We start from the raw sequence: 16,824 nt of genomic DNA on the forward strand, positions 1-16,824 counted from the left end.
AAGTCTGTGTTTTCCCTGAGAATCCCGGTGCGCGACGGGGTGGCGCGCGTTTCGGCCGGTGCTGTCGGCGAGGCCGGCCTTGTCGCCGAGGCCGGCGAGGTGTGCAGGCAGCCGGGCGTACGGCGGGCGAAGCCGACCGCCCAGCCGTTCAGCCACCGCGCCATGCCGGACTTGTGCGGACAGAGCATGGCCGTGAAGGCGCGTACCCCGAACTCCCTCAGCGGATCGGCCCGTTCGCTCTCCTGCTGCCGGTAGGTGATCGGCCACTCGACCCCGCCGGTCAACGGTCCGAGCGCGTCGAAGTAGGCCCACACCCTGCGCAGCACCCGCTCCGGCATGAAGTGCGTGTGCACGTCGACCAGCCCGGGAAGACCGGGAAGACCGGGCCCCTCCCCGAACCGCCGCACCTCGACGGATTCCGAAGCAGCGGCCGAGCCCGCCGCCGACACCGACTCCGCCGCCGTGAGGTGATCACCCGTACCCCCACGATCACCCGTGGCCGCCCCCCGGGTCCCCCCGTACGGCGGGACCGAACGAGCAGACCGCGCCCTGTTCCAGCAGCCGCGCCGGGCCCCGGGTCACCCCGGTGATCCCCGCCTTGACCATCCCCGGTCCGAACCACGCCAGATACACCCGGTACGGCCACGGAGTGCGCCCCCCGCACTTCCGCGCCGGCACCACCCGCACCGAGCGGACACGCGTGCCCCCGCGCCCCGCCACATGTCCGTACGCCCCCTTCCTCGACCGCGAAGGCCACTCGTTTCCCCAGGTCAACGCGGTACGCCGCCCGCCCTCCCACACCAGCACGAGACCGTCCGCCGACCAGCGCAGCCCCGAGCATCTCCATACCCGTGCCATCTCCGACGAGAGTAGGGGCGGGCACTGACAACGCCCCGCGTCCACTCCCTGCCCGTCCACACCGAGGTGCCGAGTGCCCCCCGTGGTGCAAACCTGGAGGAGGCGCCGTGCACCTCGGCGCCCACTCGGGGACAGACCGCTCGGGGACAGCCGGAAGGGCGAGCACATGGCAAGCAATGTCGGCGGAACACACCGGGCAGGCTGGGAGCCGCGCAGCGCCTGGGCGACGAGCTGGACAGCGGCCGCGGCGGTGCTGATGACCTTCGGCGGGATCATGGCGATCTTCCAGGGGATCGCGGCCATCGCCGAGGACGACGTCTTCGTGACCACCAGCAACTTCACCTACGCGTTCAGCCTGACCGGCTGGGGCTGGGTGCACCTGATCCTCGGCGCCCTCGTCCTGGCCGCCGGGCTCGCCCTGTTCAGCGGGGCGGTCTGGGCCCGCGTCACAGGCGTCGCACTGGCCGGCCTGAGCATGCTCGCCAACTTCGTGTGGCTGCCCTACGCGCCGGTCTGGTCGATCGTCCTCATCGTCATCGACGGCTTCATCATCTGGGCCCTGTGCTCACCACGCCGCGAGACGACGCCCCAGACCTAGGAACACCACCCCGGCCTCCCCCCGCCCCATGGAAAGCAGCGAGAAGAAACCCGCCACGGCATCGAGCAGCGTGTGGCGCCGACTCGCCCAGACGGCCGGCGCGACCGTTCTGGTCACCGCCTACTTCCTGCTCCCCCTCGACCGCCTGGGCCCCCGCCAGCCCGTTCTGAGCTGGACCCTCTTCGGCCTGGCACTGGGTCTCATCGCCGCCCTTCTGCTCCAGCAGATCGGCCACGTCCTGCTCGACCACCCACACGCCCGGCCCGGACTGGTCATCCCCCTGCTGATGTGCCTGTCCATCCTGGTCTTCGCGACGGCCTACCAGGCCCTGGCCCAGCACCCCGGCGAACTCGTCGGCCTCGCCACCCGCCTGGACGCCCTCTACTTCACGCTGGTCACCCTGGCCACCATCGGCTACGGCGACATCACCCCCCACGGCCAGGCGGCCCGTCTGGTCGCCATCCTCCAGATCCTCTACACCTTCATCTTCCTCACCGCGGCCGCCACAGCCCTGAGCCGCCAGCTCCACACCACGCTCCTCCGCCACAGAACCGATCACCGGCACAAATCCTGATCCCGCCCGGTCCCTTTTCCGGCACGCAAGAGCCCCGCCGGTTCGACCGGCGGGGCTCTTGTCTCTGTGCACTCGGCAGGATTCGAACCTGCAACCTTCTGATCCGTAGTCAGATGCTCTATCCGTTAAGCTACGAGTGCGCGTTTTTCAGTTTCCTCGCCGCTCCCAGCCCTCTGCGGGCTCGCTCGCGGCGACAGGAAGAACATTACATGACCGCCACCGCCATGTGAAATCCGTTTGGCCCACCCCTTGTGACCTGGGGGAACAGCGGTTCGGACCGATATACAACGAAGCCCCGGCCAGGCGGGCCGGGGCTTCGCAATCGGTGCGGAGGCGGAGGGATTTGAACCCTCGATGGGCTTTAAGGCCCAAACCGCATTAGCAGTGCGGCGCCATAGACCGGACTAGGCGACGCCTCCGTGCACACCATCCCTCGCGCGAGCGCGGTTCATGTGGTGCGTGCCGATGATGACACAGTCGTGCGTGGTGTCACCAATCGCCCCCCACGGTACTAGGCGCGACGGCCGCAGAGCAAAGCTCTTCCGGCAGGCGCACGGCGGGCGCGTCGTCACCGTATGCGGGCAGGCCGAACCGCGTGGAGGTCCCGCAACGGTTCGGGGTGCGGCGGGACGGGCCGTGGCCGGTGACGGGCGGCGGAAGCGTTACGTCACCTTCACGTTACGTTACGTGCGACCTCGGTCTCATCCGGCGTCGCGAGAGCAACCCCAGCCCTTAGACTCCCTCGCGTGACACGTCGGGGGCCGGTTGGCAAGATGGCCCGGACGGTCGGCACGCAGCGGAACAGGAAGGAAGCGCCTCGTGAGCAGCAGGCCATCCCGAGGCACTGCTCGCCTCGCAGCCATACTGGACGCACTTCCGGACGCCTTGGTGCTGGTCAACGCCAACGGAACGGTCGTCAACGCCAACACCATCGCCCTCGAGGCCTTCGAGACCCCGGGCACGGCGCTGGTGGGGCGCGGGCTGCTCGACCTGCTGCCGGAGTTCGACTCCAAGCTCATCCCCGGCTCCATGCGCCGGCCCGACCACATCGACCCGCGGGCCCGCACCAAGCCGACGCGGATGGTCGCCCGGCGGACCGACGGGACCGAGTTCCCGGTCGAGGTCACCAGTGCGAATCTGGAGACCGGCCAACAGGCCTACGACAATTACGGCTACGCCGGCGACGAACTGCTGATGCTCGTCGTACGCGATCTGTCCGGCACCGTGGACACCGAGGCCGAACTGGCGCGTTCGCAACGGCAGACCGAGATGATCCTGCGGGCCGCCGCCGAGGGCGTCGTCGGCACGGACACCGACGGGCGGATCGTCCTCGTCAATCCGGCCGCCGCCCAGATGCTGGGCTACCGCGCCAGCGACCTCGGCGGACGTGAGCTGCACACCCTCATCCTGCACTCGCGCGCCGACGGCTCCCCCTTCCCGTACGGCGAGTCCCCGCTCGCCGACACCCTGCGCTCCGGACGCAAGCACCGGGTGCGCGGGCAGGTGCTGTACTCCAAGAGCGGCGACAGGGTGTCAGTCGACCTGACGACCGCGCCGGTACGCGACGGCGACCAGCTCGTCGGCGCCGTCATGACCTTCACCGACCGGCGTCCGTACGACACGCTCGTCAAGGAGAAGGAAGAGACCGAGCGGCAGCACGCCGAGGAACTGGAGCGGCTCGACGAGGAGCACGCCTCCGAGCTCACCGCCCTGCGCCAGAACCACGTCCGCGAGCTGGAGGAACTGCAGGAGGCCCACACCGAGGAACTCGCCGCGAACGAGGAGCGGTACGCCGCGCTCGGCGAGCGGGAGAAGGACCGCTTCGAGGCCCTCACCGGCCGGCACGAGCAGTTGCTGACGCTGCTCGGGCAGTCACTCAGGAGCCCGCTGGAGGAACTCCGCCGCGACCTGACCGCGCTGGCCGCCGACGACGCCGGACAGCTGTGGCCCGAGGCCAACCAGGTGCTCCACCACCTGTCGGCCGGCTACTCCCGGATCACCACTCTCATCGACAACGTCCTCGGCTTCCAGCGGCTCGACTCCGGAACAGAGAAGATCACCCGTACGAAGGTGATGCTCGACGCCGTCGTCGCCGCCGGTGTCGACGGGGCCGTGGAACTCATCGGGCCCGGCCGGGTGCAGTTCGCCGTGCACGCGCCGCCCATCGAGGCCGAGGTCGACGCGCACCTGCTCGCCACCGCCCTCGCCCACCTCGTCGCGGATGTCGCGGGCGTCGACGCCACCGGCAACACTCCCGTGTCGGCGGGCGGTTATCTGGACAACACGGTCGTGGTCGCGGCGGCACAGCGCGGCGAGGTCGTACGCATCGAGGTGCGCGGGCCGTACAGCGGCGGCGACCCGGTGCACGAACCGATCGTGCGCGGGATCGTACGGGCGCACGGCGGTGTGCTGCAGACGCACGAGGTACCGGGGATGAGCGGCAGCGCGTTCGTCCTCGAGGTGCCCATCGGGGCCGGTGCGGGTGTGGTCGCCGCAGGCCAGGCGCCCGCTCAGCTCGCTCTGCCCGCTGGAGCACCCGCGGCCGAGGGGCAGGGCGTGGCACCGGTGCCCGGAGCCGCGCCAGGCGCGGCTCCGGCCGAGGAGGCTGCCGCGGGCGGTCAGCGGGGTTCCGGTGGCGGACGGCGGAGGGCCCGGCGGTCCTCGGTGGACGCGTTCCTGGACAGCAAGGTGCCGGGGGCCGACGACGACTCCGGCGCCGGTACGGACGCCACGGCACCCACCGGCCGGCGCAGGCGCCGGGCGTCCGCGGAGCCCGTACAGCCCGTACAGGTTCCGGCTCAGGCGTCCGGCGGGACCGGACGGCGACGCGGTCGGCCGGCCGAGGGCTCGGAGGCCGCTGCTGCCGCCGTCGGCCCGGGTGCGGGTGGGGTCGTCGGCCCGGCCGGTGCGATCGGCTCCGGGTCCGGTGTGTCCGAGGGGGCCGTTGTCACGGCCGCCGAGTACGCGGCGGGGTCCGCCGCCTCGAACACCGGGCTGGGCGGGACCGTACCGCCGCAGGGCGTGCCCGTCCCCGCCGGGGGGCAGCGTGCCCGGCAGGCCTCCGGTGAGCAGCACGCCCTGCCGCCCGCGTTGCCCGCGGTGGGCGGCGGGGACGGAACGGCCGGTGTCTCCCAGGGGCAGGGGCCTGACCAGGGGGAAGGGCAACAGGCTCAGGCAGCCGGGCGACGCCGGCGTGTGCTGGCGGCGGCGACCGAGCGGGCGGCGGCGCAGGAGGCCGCGCCCCGTACGGTGTTCGCCCTGCCGCCCGCCGAGCCGGACCAGGGGGAACAGGCCGGGGCCGTCGACGTGGTCGGGCAGAGCCCGGCGCAGGGGCCGGCACAGGGCCCGGTTCCCGTGACGGCGCCCGGACCGGCTGCTTCCGGGGCCGCGCCGATCGACGGGGGGCGCCATGACGCCGCCCCTCACGACCAGTCTGACGATCACACTCCTCCGCAGCCGCACCCCACCAGCGCCCCGACGGGCCGCCGCCGACGGGCCGCCGCCCAGCCCGCCGAGCAGGGCACGGCGCCTTCGCCGGCGCAGGCCGCTCAGGCTCCGGCATCGGGGGTTCCGGTTCAGGCCCCGGGGGGCCCGGCCGGAGGTCCCGCTCAGCCGGTTCCCGTACCGGTCGCGCCGGTGCAGGGTGCTGCACCGCAGGGAGCGGCCCTTCCGTCGGGCGCTCCGCCGCAGGACATCACGGTGCAGGGGCACATGGCCGCCGTCCCGGGACAGCTGCCGCAGGCACAGGCGCCGGGGCAGGCATCCCACGATCAGCTCCAGGCGGCTTCCGCCGGACAGCCGTTGCCCCAGCCGACAGCGCTACCGCCCGCTGCCCGGGAACAGCCCTCGGCGCAGGGACAGGCGCAGCCCGTCGCTCCGGCCGCGGAGCAGCCCGCCTCCGTGGCCCAGCCGCTGCCGGCCGAGGCCGCGCCTGGGCAAGGAACTCCTCCGCAGGGCGACCCGTCCGCGCGGCCTCCGTGGCCCGCCCCCGGTGACACCTCCGGCGCCGGAACTCCCGTACCGCCGAACGGCATGCCGGCGCCGACGCCCGCGCCGGCCGCCCCGCTGCCTCCCGAGAGCGCGACGCCCGCGCAACGGACCGCTCAGCCGCTCCCCGTCGAAACGGCGGCACCGTCGGTGCCGGTGGACCCGAACTCGACCCAGGGGCGTGCGTTCAGTGTGCGCACGCTGGGGCAGGGCGTGCCGTTCACCCGGCAGGCCGCCCAGGTCCAGCAGCCGCTGCCGTCGGCCACGCCGCCCCCGCATCAGCCGGGCGGCTCGGGCCGCCGCCGCAAGCTCGGTACACGCCCCGAGCCGGCCGCGGGCCAGGAGCAGAGCGCGCACCCGTACCCGGCGACCGGCTCCGCCCCCACCCAGCGGCAGGCCCAGGCAGTGCCCCAGACCCCCGCCCGCGCCCAGGCGCCCGCGCAGACACCGCCCCCGCAGCCCCCGTCACAGACCCAGCCGCAGCACTCGATCGCCGGTCAACCGGGCCAGCCGGGCCAGTCGCGGCTCGCACCCACGACCGAGGGCACGGGACGCTCGTACGCCATAGGAGCACCGGACGCGGACGCGGCCGAGGGGCCCGAGCCGCTGGACGGTCCGGGCGGGGCCGTCGAGGTGGCGGACCTCCCTCGTCCGCAGCCGATGGACGACGAACTGCCGCCTGAGCCCTTGGACAACCCGCGTCGGCTGCTGGTGTGGCCCGCGCCGGACGTCGCCACACAGCAGGCGCTGAGCGACCGCGGCTACCGGCCGGTGATCGTGCACTCGCGTGAGGAGGTCGACGCCCAGATCGCGGCGTTCCCCGCCGCGCTGTTCGTGGACCCGCTGACCGGGCCGATCACCCGTACGGCGCTCCAGTCGCTGCGGACGGCGGCGGTGGCCGCCGACGTACCGGTGCTCGTCACGGCCGGACTGGGGCAGGCCTCGCGCGACGCCGCCTACGGCGCCGATCCCGCGGTACTGCTGAAGGCCCTCGCGCCGCGGGACAGCGAGCAGCATCCGCCGCGGGTGCTGCTGATCGAGGAGCACGCGGAGATCGCGCTCGCGCTGACCGGAACGCTGGAGCGGCGCGGCATGCAGGTCGCGCGGGCCGCGGGCGACGCGGACGCGGTGGCGCTGGCGGGGCAGTTCCGGCCGAACCTGGTGGTGATGGACCTGATGCAGGTACGCCGTCAGCAGGCCGGGATCGTCGACTGGCTGCGGGCGAACGGGCAGCTCACCCGCACCCCGCTCGTCGTCTACACCGCCACCGTCGACCAGGGGGACCTGCCTCGGCTGGCCTCCGGCGAGACGGTGCTGTTCCTCGCGGAACGCTCCACGAGCGACGAGGTGCAGGACAGGATCGTCGACCTGCTGGCCCGCATCGGCACCAACTGAGGCACGCCGGTCCGTACCGGGGGTGCCGCGCCTTGCCTCCGGGCGTATGCCGACGCGGCCCCGCGCACGTCGGCCCGGTGGTCGACCGGCGCATGCGGGGCGCTTCACAGTGCGTCCGGCGCGCGCCGAGGTGCGCGCCGGAGCCCGTCAGAGCTGGGTGATGTCCAGTGTGCCCTCGGCGTACTGCCTGCGCAGCACCTTCTTGTCGAACTTGCCGACGCTCGTCTTCGGCACCGACTCGATCACGGTCCAGCGCTCGGGCAGCTGCCACTTGGCGATCCTGCCCTCGCCGGCGAGGAACTCGCGCAGCGTGGCGAAGCCTGCGGTGGAGCCCTCCTTGAGGACGACGGTGGCCAGCGGGCGCTCGCCCCACCTGTCGTCCGGGACGGCAACGACGGCGGCCTCGGCGACGTCCGGGTGAGCCATCAGCGCGTTCTCCAGATCGACGGAGGAGATCCACTCGCCGCCGGACTTGATGACGTCCTTGGCCCGGTCGGTGAGGGTGAGGAAGCCGTCGGGCGAGATCGTGCCGACGTCCCCGGTCTTCAGCCAGCCGTCCTCGCTGAACTTGTCCGCGGGGCGCAGGGGTTCGGCCTCGGTACCGTTGTAGTAGGCGCCGGCGATCCAGGGGCCGCGCACCTCCAGCTCGCCCGCGGACTCGCCGTCCCAGGGAAGGCGTTCGCCGCCGGGGCCGGTGAGCCGGGCCTCGACACCGGTCGGGAAGCGGCCCTGGGTCAGGCGGTAGGTGAACTCCTCGTCGGTGCCCACGGCATGGGCCGGCGGGCGGGCGATGGTGCCGAGCGGGGAGGTCTCCGTCATGCCCCAGGCGTGACAGACCCGCATGCCCAGCTGGTCGAACGCCTCCATCAGGGAGGGCGGACAGGCCGAGCCGCCGATGGTGACCTGGGTGAGGGAGGAGACGTCCCGCGGCTTGGCCAGCAGTTCGGCCAGCAGGCCCTGCCAGATGGTGGGGACGGCGGCGGCGTGGGTCGGGCGCTCGCCCTCGATCATCTCGGCGAGCGGCGCGGGCTGCAGGAAACGGTCCGGCATCAGCATGTTGACGCCGGTCATGAAGGTGGCGTGCGGCAGACCCCAGGCGTTGACGTGGAACTGGGGGACCACCACCAGCGAGGTGTCCTGGTCGGTCAGACCCATCGACTCGGCCATGTTGACCTGCATCGAGTGCAGGTAGATCGAACGGTGGCTGTAGACCACGCCCTTGGGGTCCCCGGTCGTGCCCGACGTGTAGCACATGGCCGCGGCGGCACGTTCGTCCAGCTCGGGCCAGTCGTAGGCGGTGGGCTTCCCGGCGATCAGGTCCTCGTACTCGTGCACCCGTACCTGCGCCCGCGCCGCGGCGTCCGCCAGCGCGGAACGGTCCCCGGGGCCGGACACGACAACGTGTTCGAGCGACTTCAGATGCGGCAGCAGCGGAGCGAGCAGTGGAACCAGCGAACCGTTGACCAGGACCACCCGGTCGGCGGCGTGGCCGACGATCCACACGAGCTGCTCGGCCGGAAGGCGGAGGTTCAGCGTGTGGAGCACCGCGCCCATGGAGGGGATCGCGAAGTACGCCTCGACATGCTCGGCGTTGTTCCACATGAGGGTCGCGACCCGCTCGTCGCCGGTCACTCCGAGGTCGTCGCGCAGGGCGTGGGCCAGCTGCGCCGCGCGGGTGCCGATCTCGGCGTAGGAACGGCGGTGCGGGTCGCTCTCGCCGGTCCAGGTGGTCACCTGTGACGTGCCGTGGAGCACCGACCCATGGGTCAGGATCCTCGAAATCAGCAGCGGTACGTCCTGCATGGTGCTCAGCACGGCGTCCTCCCGGGCGACATTGCCTACGCGGCGGTAACGGATGTGCTGATTCTGCGCACATACCGCTTGGTATGTCACTAGGGGGACGGATGATCGATCACACCCCGCGAAACGACTTTTCCGGTCAGGATCGGACTAGACCCAGCTCAGCGTCGTCCCGCAGCTTGCCGAGCGCCCGCGACACGGCCGACTTCACCGTGCCCACCGATACGCCGAGCACCTCGGCCGTCTGCACCTCACTGAGGTCCTCGTAGTACCGCAGGACGACCATGGCGCGCTGCCGCGCGGGCAGCCGCATGATCGCCCGCCACATCGCGTCGCGCAGCGCCTGCTGCTCGGCCTGGTCGTCGGCCGCGGACGGCGGATCCGGCTCGGGCAGTTCCTCGCAGGCGAACTCGTCCACCTTTCGCTTGCGCCACTGCGACGTCCGGGTGTTCAACAGCGTCCGGCGCACATAGCCGTCGAGCGCACGGTGGTCCTCGATGCGCTCCCAGGCGACGTACGTCTTGGCGAGCGCGGTCTGCAGCAGATCCTCCGCGTCACTCGGGTTCCCGGTCAGGGACCGGGCGGTACGCAGGAGCACCGACTGGCGGGCCCTCATGTACGACGAGAACGACGGGTACGGGAGGGTCTGCGTCGCTGGAGCAGCGGCGTTCGAAGCGCTGGTGCAGACGGGTGTGGTCATGCCTCAACGCTATGAGCGGGGCGCGTCCGGCGGATCGGCCCCAGGTCCCGAAGCCACGTCCCCCTCAGGTTGTAGGGGCCGTGCCTGCTGCACCTCCTGAGGGTGGACGAGCGGTGGAGAGCCACTGCGGGTTCACCCCTGAGGGGAGGCACACCAGCACCCAGGGACCTCACCCGTCCCCCAAGGGCTCTCCCCGACATCCTGGGCGCCCCCGCGCCCCGAGCGCCGAGGTCTGTATGCCCACGTCCTCCGCCACGAGAGCCCGCCTCTCGTGCGACTTCACCGCGCCTCGAACGGCAGCGGGCACCCCAACCCCCAGCGGCTCCCCGGCCCCTCCCTCACCGTCGGCCCCCGCTCACGCGGCCCCTCGTCGTCCCGCACCGCCTCCTCTCCCCCCCTTATCCCCTCACGAGCCATGAGGTTCCCGACCGGCCGCCAGACATCACCTCCTTTTCAGCTCCACCCCCTCACGCACACGCACACACGGGTACAAGCACAGGCACGCGGACCGCCTCCCACCCGATCGGGGAACCCGCCCCCGCGAGACATGTGCGCGGCTGTGCCGAAACACCGACGCGCACACGCCCCGCGCCCCACGAAGCACACCCCGCGCAGGCCGTCAGAGGACCGCCGGCCCCCCGCGCCTCACCACCACAGCGGGGCGAAGCTGATCGCCACGTTGTCGTTGCCCTGACTGACGGCCGTGAAGGCGGAGCCGTTGACCTGGGCGGTGCTGCTCTGGTTCGAGGCACCGGAACCGACGGCCTGCTGCTGCGAGGTGGCCGAGTTGCCGAAGTTGTCCCCGCCGACGCCGCTTCCGACCACACCCGCCGTGGCACTCGCGGCCGTGGCGCTCGAGCCGTCCTCCGCGAGAGCGCCGCTCTCCGCCGCCGCGACGCCGGTGAAGAGGGCTGCCGCCAGCGGAAGGGCGGAGACGGCGGCGATGACGCGGGCGGTACGGATGCTTGCCATGTTGTGTTTCCTCCAGGACCGAGGACACACCGGCTCATGACCGCGTGTGTCCGATATACGGCTGTCACCAGGAAAGTCGGCCGACCGCCCCGGGCTGTACTCGACGTCGCAAGAGCAGGATTGCCCACCGAATAACCGCGAACCACCCCTGAAGCCATCATTCGCACGCAAGCGTGAGGACAAGTCAATAAACCCCTACCGAACCCCTAATCCATCCTCTCCGCTCGAAAAGGGCACCTCGCATCAAGCCCCACAAGAGGTGAAGCGTTTCGGCACACTTCCCGCCGCCCGCGCGAACCCCGGCGCGCCACCCCACCCCTCTTCCTTTCTTCGAACATACGTACGAACATAGAGGCATGGCCACCACCGACCGGCAGGCCACGGCGCCGGCCCTCGCACACGCCCTGTCCGCCGCCGAACGCGGACTGGCCGTCATCCCGCTGTCCCGGACGAAACTCCCCGCGCCGCGTTCCCCACACCGCGACGAACCCGATTCCCGTCCCGATCCCGCCATCCGCTGCCGCGGCGAGTGCGGCCGCCTCGGGCACGGTGTCCACGACGCCTCTGCCGACCCCGCCCGCATCCGCGCACTCTTCGCCGCCGCCCCCCAGGGCCACCGGCTACGGCATCGCCTGCGGACTGCCCGCGCACCACCTGATCGGCATCGACCTGGACACGAAGACCAGCACCGACCCCTCCGCCGCCCTGCGCGAACCGGCCCTGCGCCACCTGTTCACGATCCCCTCCACGGTGGTCGTCCTGACCCCCAGCGGCGGCCGCCACCTGTGGCTCAGTGGCCCGCCGGACGTCGTCGTCCCCAACTCCGCGAGCCGGCTCGCCCCCGGCATCGACGTCCGGGGCGCCGGCGGCTACCTGGTCGGCCCGGGCTCCCGACATCACCCGTCGCGGGGACCGTTTGCGTACGACCGCCCAGAGGGTGCGGTCGTACGAACTGGTGGCGAGGAGGCCGAAACGGTCGGCCGTGGCCACCGCGTCCAGCACCTCCCGCCACGACTGTGCGGAGAGTGTTTCCGGCACCTCCGCCTCGATGGCCGTGCAGTCGTCGCGCTCCTCCACGCGCGTGGCGGGCCCGACGGCCGATAACCGGGCCGCGACGGCCCCCGCGCGCTCCTTGGAAGCAGGCGCAGGACAGCCCTTCGATCAGCGGCGACCACTTCGAGTGAAGCTGATTAACCAGATCAGAGCTAGTGGACCAGCTTCTCCATATGCCTGAGCAACCGCCCTATCTCCGCATCGCCGACGAGCTACGGCGGCGGATCGCGGAGCACGAGTGGGAGCCGGGGGAACGACTCCCCTCCCGCGCCCAGATCGGCCAGGAATACGGCGTCGGTGACAACGTGGTGCGCCGGGCGCAGGAGTTGCTGATCTCCCAAGGTGTGCTCGAAGGCCGCGCCGGTTCCGGCACCTACGTCGCCGAGCCCCGACAGCGCGTGTGCGTGGTCCGGTCGTCCGCGCGGAATGGTGAGCAGCCCAGCGGCTCACCATTCCGCGCGGACATGAAGACCGTGGGCAGGCACGGGGACTGGGAGAGCCGGACCGAGGCCAAGGTCCCCGCCCCGGCGGAGATCGCTGCGCGGCTCGGTATCGCCGAAGGCGATCTGTGCGTACGGACCGCGTACGAGTTCCTCGCAGACGGGCGGCCGGTACAGCTGTCGACGAGCTGGGAGCCGTACGACCTCACCGCCGGCACACTCGTCGTCCTCCCCGAGGGAGGGCCGCACGCCGGGGCAGGGGTCGTGAACCGCATGGCCGCAATCAGCATCACCGTCAGCCACGCCGTGGAGCAGCCCGAGCCACGGCGGGCGACCGCCGAGGAGGCCCCACTCCTGGGCATCCAGAAGGGCTCACTCGTCACGCACATCCGACGGACGTACTACAGCGACCAGGGCCGCCCCGTGGAGACCGCGGACATCGTCGTACCCGCCGCGCTCTGCGAAATCGTCTACGAGATCCCGAACTCTCGATAGCCGTCCGCGCGTGCCCCCTACGTGCCCCAGCGTGCCCCTTGCGTGCCCGTTCGAGCGGGAAACCGCGGGGAACAGCGGGGAGCAACAGGGCCGGACATGAGAACGACCCCCGACCGAATTACCAGGTCAGGGGCCGTTCTCACTGCTCGTCGTGCGGAGGCGGTGGGATTTGAACCCACGGTGACATCGCTGCCACGACGGTTTTCAAGACCGTTCCCTTAGGCCGCTCGGGCACACCTCCCCGCGCCCGCCGGGTGATCGGCGGTGCGGGGACAAGGGTAACGGGTCGGTGCGGGCGGGGTGGGATCAGCTGTCGCCGACGCGGGAGCCCAGGGTGAGTTCCGTGGTCTGCTCCTTGCCGTCACGCTCGTAGGTGAGGGTGACCTCGTCGCCCGGCTTGTGGGTCCAGATCTCGCCGATCAGGGTCGGACCGGAGTCGATGACGCGGTCGTCGAGCTCGGTGATGACGTCACCGGGCCGCAGGCCGGCCTGGTCGGCGGGACCGTCGGGGTCGACCGCCTCGGAGCCGGCGGCACCCTGTTCGGTGATCTTCGCCCCGCCCGTGCCCTCCTCGAGGGAGACCGACGCGCCGATCTTGGCGTACACCGGCTTGCCCGTCTTGATCAGTTCCTGGGCCACGTACTCGGCCTGGTTGATCGGGATGGCGAAGCCCAGTCCGATGGAGCCGGCCTGGCCGGTGCCGAAGCCGCCGTTACTGGTGGACTGGATGGCGGAGTTGATACCGATGACGTTGCCCTGGGCGTCCAGCAGAGGTCCACCGGAGTTGCCCGGGTTGATCGAGGCGTCGGTCTGCAGGGCGCTCATGTACGAAGCCTGGCTGCCGGCGCCGTCACTGGAAGCCACCGGGCGGTTCTTGGCACTGATGATGCCGGTCGTCACCGTGTTGGACAGGCCGAACGGGGCACCGATGGCGATCGTCGAGTCGCCGACGGCGACCTTGTCGGAGTCGCCCAGGGTGAGGGGCTTCAGGTTCGAGGGGGCATTCCGCAGTTTGATGACCGCGACGTCGTAACCCTGGGCGTTGCCGACCACCTCGCCGTCGTACTTCTTGCCGTCCGGGAAGGTCACCACGACCTTGCCGCCGTCCACGGCATCCGCCACCACGTGGTTGTTGGTGACGATGTGCCCCTGGGTGTCGAACACGAATCCCGTGCCGGTCCCGCCCTCACCGCTGCTGCTCTCCGCCTCGATGGTAACCGTGCTCGGCAGTGCCTGGGCGGCCACGCCCGCGACCGTGCCCGGGTCGCGCTTGACGTTGCCGCCGCTGGTCGACGACGAGACGGTCGTCGAGCCGTTGCTGTCGTTGTTCTTGGCCAGCGTGTAGCCGAGGCCGCCACCCAGGCCGCCCGCGACCAGCGCGGCCAGCAGGACTGTGGCGATCAGGCGGCCACGCCTGCCACCCTTCTTCGGTGCCGGCGGCTGCTGGTACGAAGAGCCCCAGCCGCCCGCGCCGTGACCGGCGCCACCGTCGTACGACGGGGTGCCCGACGCCGGGGGCGGGGGCCAGGAGGCGTCGGGCGGGGAGGAGACTCCCGACGGAGAGCCGGCCTGGGGCTGGTTCTGGGCGCCATGGCCTCCCTGAGCGGTATGTCCGGCCGGCTCGCCGTATCCGCCGCGGTCGCCGCCACCGTGTGCCGGGTACTGCGACGAGCCGTGGCCCTGTGCCGCCCCCGGCACGTTCGGCGGGACGGGGGGCAGGGGGGTCGTCGGGCTGCCCCCGTCCGGAGCCTGGTGCTCCGGATGCGCCTGAGCAGCACGAGCGTCCACCGGCGTGGGCGGTACGGGCGGGGCCGGGGGTACCGGTACGCCCTCGCTTGTGCCCTCGTTCTCGGTGCTCACAGCTCTCTCCTCGATCCACGGCTGTTGTTCCAGGTCGCACTCGGTCACGCTCATTCACGCTCGTTCACGCATGTCGACGAGTCCGGCGCGCTTCAGCTGTGCGTATCTCTTTGTATGCCGTCAGCTTTTCCCATGGGCCGTCAGGGCACCATAAGCCGTTCCTGTGGGTGCGAGGCCCTTCCTTATACAAGGCATTACTCACCAAGGGTGCATCATCCCCATACCTCCGGCCCATGCCCCCGATCAGACCGTCGCGTCGACCCGCCCATCGACACCCAGGCGACCGCACCGGCACCCCCCGTGCGATGGCACCATGACGCGGTGACCCATGCACGTCAACGTCCGATCCAGGTCGTCGCCCACCGCGGAGCCTCCGAGGACGCCCCCGAGCACACCCTGGCCGCGTACCGCAAGGCGATCGAGGACGGCGCGGACGCGCTCGAATGTGATGTACGCCTGACCGCGGACGGTCATCTCGTCTGCGTTCACGACCGCCGTGTCAACCGTACGTCCAACGGCCGCGGTGCGGTGTCGGCACTGGAGCTCTCCGATCTGTCCACCCTGGACTTCGGCTCCTGGAAGACGCGCGACCCACTCGGGGGACGGGTCGAGGAGCCCGACTGGGAGCACAGGCCGGAGGACAGGGAGGCGACCTCCGTCCTCACCCTGGAGCGGCTGCTGGAGCTGGTCGCCGATGCCGACCGCCGGGTGGAGTTGGCGATCGAGACCAAGCACCCCACGCGGTGGGCGGGACAGGTGGAGGAGCGGCTGCTGCTCCTGCTGAAGAGGTTCGGCCTGGACGACCCCGGCTCCCCCGAGGAGTCACCGGTACGCGTGATGAGCTTCTCCCCGCGGTCGCTGCATCGTGTGCGCGCCGTCTCACCCACCCTGCCGACGGTCCATCTCATGCAGTTCGTCTCGCCCCGGCTGCGCGAGGGGCGGCTGCCGGAAGGGGTGCCGATCGCGGGCCCCTCGATCCGGATCGTCCGCAGCCACCCCGCGTACGTCGAGCGCCTGAAGCAGTCCGGCCACCAGGTGCACGTGTGGACCGTGAACGATCCCCAGGACGTGGACGCCTGCGTCGGCCTCGGGGTCGATGCCATCATCACCAACCGCCCCCGCGCGGTGCTCGACCAGCTCGACCGCTGAGCGACACGGGACGGATCGACCAAGCGGTCCGTGCGGTCCGTGCGGTCCGTGCGGTCCGTGCGGTCCGCGGTGCCCGCGCTGTCCATGTTGCCCGTGCGGGGCTCTTGACCGCGGACCCCCTCTCACTCCATCCTCACATCTCGGCCACATCGACGAAATCCAGCCACTCGATTGCGGAGAGTGCTCCGGCGCATTCGGTAAGCGCTCGGTTGTTTCGAGTGCGTCACCGCACATGAATGGGCCGGTTTCCGGTTCAGGCCCATGGGGCATTCACACCGTGGCGTGGGGCGAAGGAGGTCTCGGGGGTGGCGTTGGTGGTGGCACAGGAGGTGCCCACGTCGTCGAGCATGGCCGTATCCCATGGCCCTGTGGACGTGGGAAAAGCGAGGCGCCGTATGCGCCTGCAGTTGCGCGACGGCGGCGTGGCGGACGCGGTCATCGACGACGCCGTACTGATCCTTTCCGAACTGCTGAGCAACGCGTGCAAACACGGCAGGCCCCTGGGTGGCGCCCTGGCCGGGGAGGGCGACGTCCGCGCAGCCTGGCAGGTGGATCCCCGCGGCCGGCTCATCGTGGAGGTCACAGACGGTGGAGGCCCGACCCGGCCGGCGCCGGCGACCCCGTCGGTCACCGCGCACGGCGGCCGGGGGCTGAACATCATCACAGCCCTGGCCGAGGACTGGGGTGTACGTGACGAGGTGCCCGGCGAGGTCACGGTATGGGTCGTCGTCCACGACGACGTGTACGACCCGGACGCCGGACACCGGCGCGACGACTTCGCCGCACGGGTGACGACCCCCGCGGTGTCCGAGATGGCCGAGATGACCGAGATGGCCGGCCTGGGGTTCGCGGACGCCTTCGACCGCCTCGACTGACCGGCGCACGTGCGGCGATCCCCACGGCCACCCCGCGTGGCCGTCCACCGCCGGCCCCGTCGGCCGTC

At 71.5% G+C, this 16,824-nt stretch carries 11 protein-coding genes, 3 tRNA genes and 3 pseudogenes; 8 read left to right on the forward strand and 9 right to left on the reverse strand.

Features of this window, described 5'->3' with window-relative positions; genetic code table 11:
* The first annotated feature begins 6 nt into the window (after window positions 1-6).
* Window positions 7-255, forward strand: a complete 249-nt coding sequence (locus tag HUV60_RS16370) for a hypothetical protein (RefSeq protein WP_257850561.1) — start codon at window positions 7-9, stop codon at window positions 253-255.
* Window positions 256-537: 282 nt separating this feature from the next.
* Here HUV60_RS16370 and HUV60_RS16375 read toward each other — a convergent pair.
* Window positions 538-858, reverse strand: a pseudogene (locus tag HUV60_RS16375) (DUF2797 domain-containing protein); the annotation flags it as partial.
* A 166-nt stretch (window positions 859-1,024) separates the two neighbouring features.
* Here HUV60_RS16375 and HUV60_RS16380 point away from each other — a divergent pair.
* Together HUV60_RS16380 and HUV60_RS16385 are read left to right on the forward strand one after the other, a co-directional pair.
* The gene (locus HUV60_RS16380) at window positions 1,025-1,456 is read left to right on the forward strand and encodes a DUF7144 family membrane protein (RefSeq protein WP_257850560.1); all 432 of its coding nucleotides are present in this window, start codon (window positions 1,025-1,027) and stop codon (window positions 1,454-1,456) included.
* 28 nt (window positions 1,457-1,484) lie between these two features.
* Window positions 1,485-2,030 (forward strand): potassium channel family protein, encoded by a 546-nt coding sequence (locus HUV60_RS16385; RefSeq protein WP_257850559.1) that lies wholly within the window; start codon window positions 1,485-1,487, stop codon window positions 2,028-2,030.
* A 67-nt stretch (window positions 2,031-2,097) separates the two neighbouring features.
* On the opposite strand, the gene HUV60_RS16390 is transcribed toward HUV60_RS16385, so the two are convergent.
* A tRNA-Arg gene (locus HUV60_RS16390) sits at window positions 2,098-2,170 on the reverse strand.
* Between the two features lie 188 nt (window positions 2,171-2,358).
* Window positions 2,359-2,449, reverse strand: a tRNA-Ser gene (locus tag HUV60_RS16395).
* Window positions 2,450-2,849: 400 nt separating this feature from the next.
* On the opposite strand from HUV60_RS16395, the gene HUV60_RS16400 reads away from it, so the two are divergent.
* Window positions 2,850-7,412: a hybrid sensor histidine kinase/response regulator gene (locus HUV60_RS16400; protein WP_257850558.1), complete on the forward strand. Its 4,563-nt coding sequence runs from the start codon at window positions 2,850-2,852 to the stop codon at window positions 7,410-7,412.
* Between the two features lie 147 nt (window positions 7,413-7,559).
* Here the strand turns inward: HUV60_RS16400 and HUV60_RS16405 are convergent, their stop codons facing one another.
* From HUV60_RS16405 to HUV60_RS16415, 3 genes are all read right to left on the reverse strand, one after another.
* Window positions 7,560-9,215, reverse strand: a complete 1,656-nt coding sequence (locus HUV60_RS16405; protein WP_257851674.1) for a long-chain fatty acid--CoA ligase — start codon at window positions 9,213-9,215, stop codon at window positions 7,560-7,562.
* A 136-nt stretch (window positions 9,216-9,351) separates the two neighbouring features.
* Window positions 9,352-9,912: a SigE family RNA polymerase sigma factor gene (locus HUV60_RS16410; protein WP_257850556.1), complete on the reverse strand. Its 561-nt coding sequence runs from the start codon at window positions 9,910-9,912 to the stop codon at window positions 9,352-9,354.
* A gap of 645 nt (window positions 9,913-10,557) precedes the next feature.
* The gene (locus HUV60_RS16415; protein ID WP_257850555.1) at window positions 10,558-10,884 is read right to left on the reverse strand and encodes a hypothetical protein; all 327 of its coding nucleotides are present in this window, start codon (window positions 10,882-10,884) and stop codon (window positions 10,558-10,560) included.
* Window positions 10,885-11,240: 356 nt separating this feature from the next.
* Between HUV60_RS16415 and HUV60_RS16420 the strand changes: the two are divergent.
* Window positions 11,241-11,778: pseudogene (locus HUV60_RS16420) on the forward strand (bifunctional DNA primase/polymerase); the annotation flags it as partial.
* Here the strand turns inward: HUV60_RS16420 and HUV60_RS16425 are convergent.
* Window positions 11,768-12,027 (reverse strand): annotated as a pseudogene (locus HUV60_RS16425) (hypothetical protein); the annotation flags it as partial. The pseudogenes HUV60_RS16420 and HUV60_RS16425 sit on opposite strands and share 11 nt — an antisense overlap.
* A gap of 83 nt (window positions 12,028-12,110) precedes the next feature.
* On the opposite strand from HUV60_RS16425, the gene HUV60_RS16430 reads away from it, so the two are divergent.
* Window positions 12,111-12,872: a GntR family transcriptional regulator gene (locus HUV60_RS16430; RefSeq protein WP_257850553.1), complete on the forward strand. Its 762-nt coding sequence runs from the start codon at window positions 12,111-12,113 to the stop codon at window positions 12,870-12,872.
* 154 nt (window positions 12,873-13,026) lie between these two features.
* Here HUV60_RS16430 and HUV60_RS16435 read toward each other — a convergent pair.
* Both HUV60_RS16435 and HUV60_RS16440 read right to left on the reverse strand, forming a co-directional pair.
* Window positions 13,027-13,113: transfer RNA gene (locus tag HUV60_RS16435), tRNA-Ser, on the reverse strand.
* A gap of 65 nt (window positions 13,114-13,178) precedes the next feature.
* The gene (locus tag HUV60_RS16440) at window positions 13,179-14,732 is read right to left on the reverse strand and encodes a S1C family serine protease (protein ID WP_257851672.1); all 1,554 of its coding nucleotides are present in this window, start codon (window positions 14,730-14,732) and stop codon (window positions 13,179-13,181) included.
* Between the two features lie 321 nt (window positions 14,733-15,053).
* Here HUV60_RS16440 and HUV60_RS16445 point away from each other — a divergent pair, with 321 nt between their 5' ends.
* Window positions 15,054-15,881 carry a glycerophosphodiester phosphodiesterase gene (locus HUV60_RS16445; RefSeq protein WP_257850552.1) on the forward strand — a complete coding sequence of 276 codons (828 nt, stop codon included), beginning with the start codon at window positions 15,054-15,056 and terminating at the stop codon, window positions 15,879-15,881.
* A gap of 236 nt (window positions 15,882-16,117) precedes the next feature.
* On the forward strand, window positions 16,118-16,756 hold the full coding sequence (locus tag HUV60_RS16450) for an ATP-binding protein (protein ID WP_257850551.1): 639 nt from the start codon (window positions 16,118-16,120) through the stop codon (window positions 16,754-16,756).
* Window positions 16,757-16,824: the final 68 nt, after the last annotated feature.

It is taken from the genome of Streptomyces sp. KMM 9044 (assembly GCF_024701375.2).
GTDB lineage: Bacteria > Actinomycetota > Actinomycetes > Streptomycetales > Streptomycetaceae > Streptomyces.

Excerpts from the sequence above, each read along its gene's own strand:
- HUV60_RS16405 (WP_257851674.1), bottom strand. The coding sequence starts at position 9,215 with ATGCAGGACGTACCGCTGCTGATTTCGAGGATCCTGACCCATGGGTCG.
- HUV60_RS16415 (WP_257850555.1), bottom strand. The coding sequence starts at position 10,884 with ATGGCAAGCATCCGTACCGCCCGCGTCATCGCCGCCGTCTCCGCCCTT.
- HUV60_RS16430 (WP_257850553.1), top strand. The coding sequence starts at position 12,111 with ATGCCTGAGCAACCGCCCTATCTCCGCATCGCCGACGAGCTACGGCGG.
- HUV60_RS16385 (WP_257850559.1), top strand. The coding sequence starts at position 1,485 with ATGGAAAGCAGCGAGAAGAAACCCGCCACGGCATCGAGCAGCGTGTGG.
- HUV60_RS16410 (WP_257850556.1), bottom strand. The coding sequence starts at position 9,912 with ATGACCACACCCGTCTGCACCAGCGCTTCGAACGCCGCTGCTCCAGCG.
- HUV60_RS16450 (WP_257850551.1), top strand. The coding sequence starts at position 16,118 with ATGGGCCGGTTTCCGGTTCAGGCCCATGGGGCATTCACACCGTGGCGT.
- HUV60_RS16380 (WP_257850560.1), top strand. The coding sequence starts at position 1,025 with ATGGCAAGCAATGTCGGCGGAACACACCGGGCAGGCTGGGAGCCGCGC.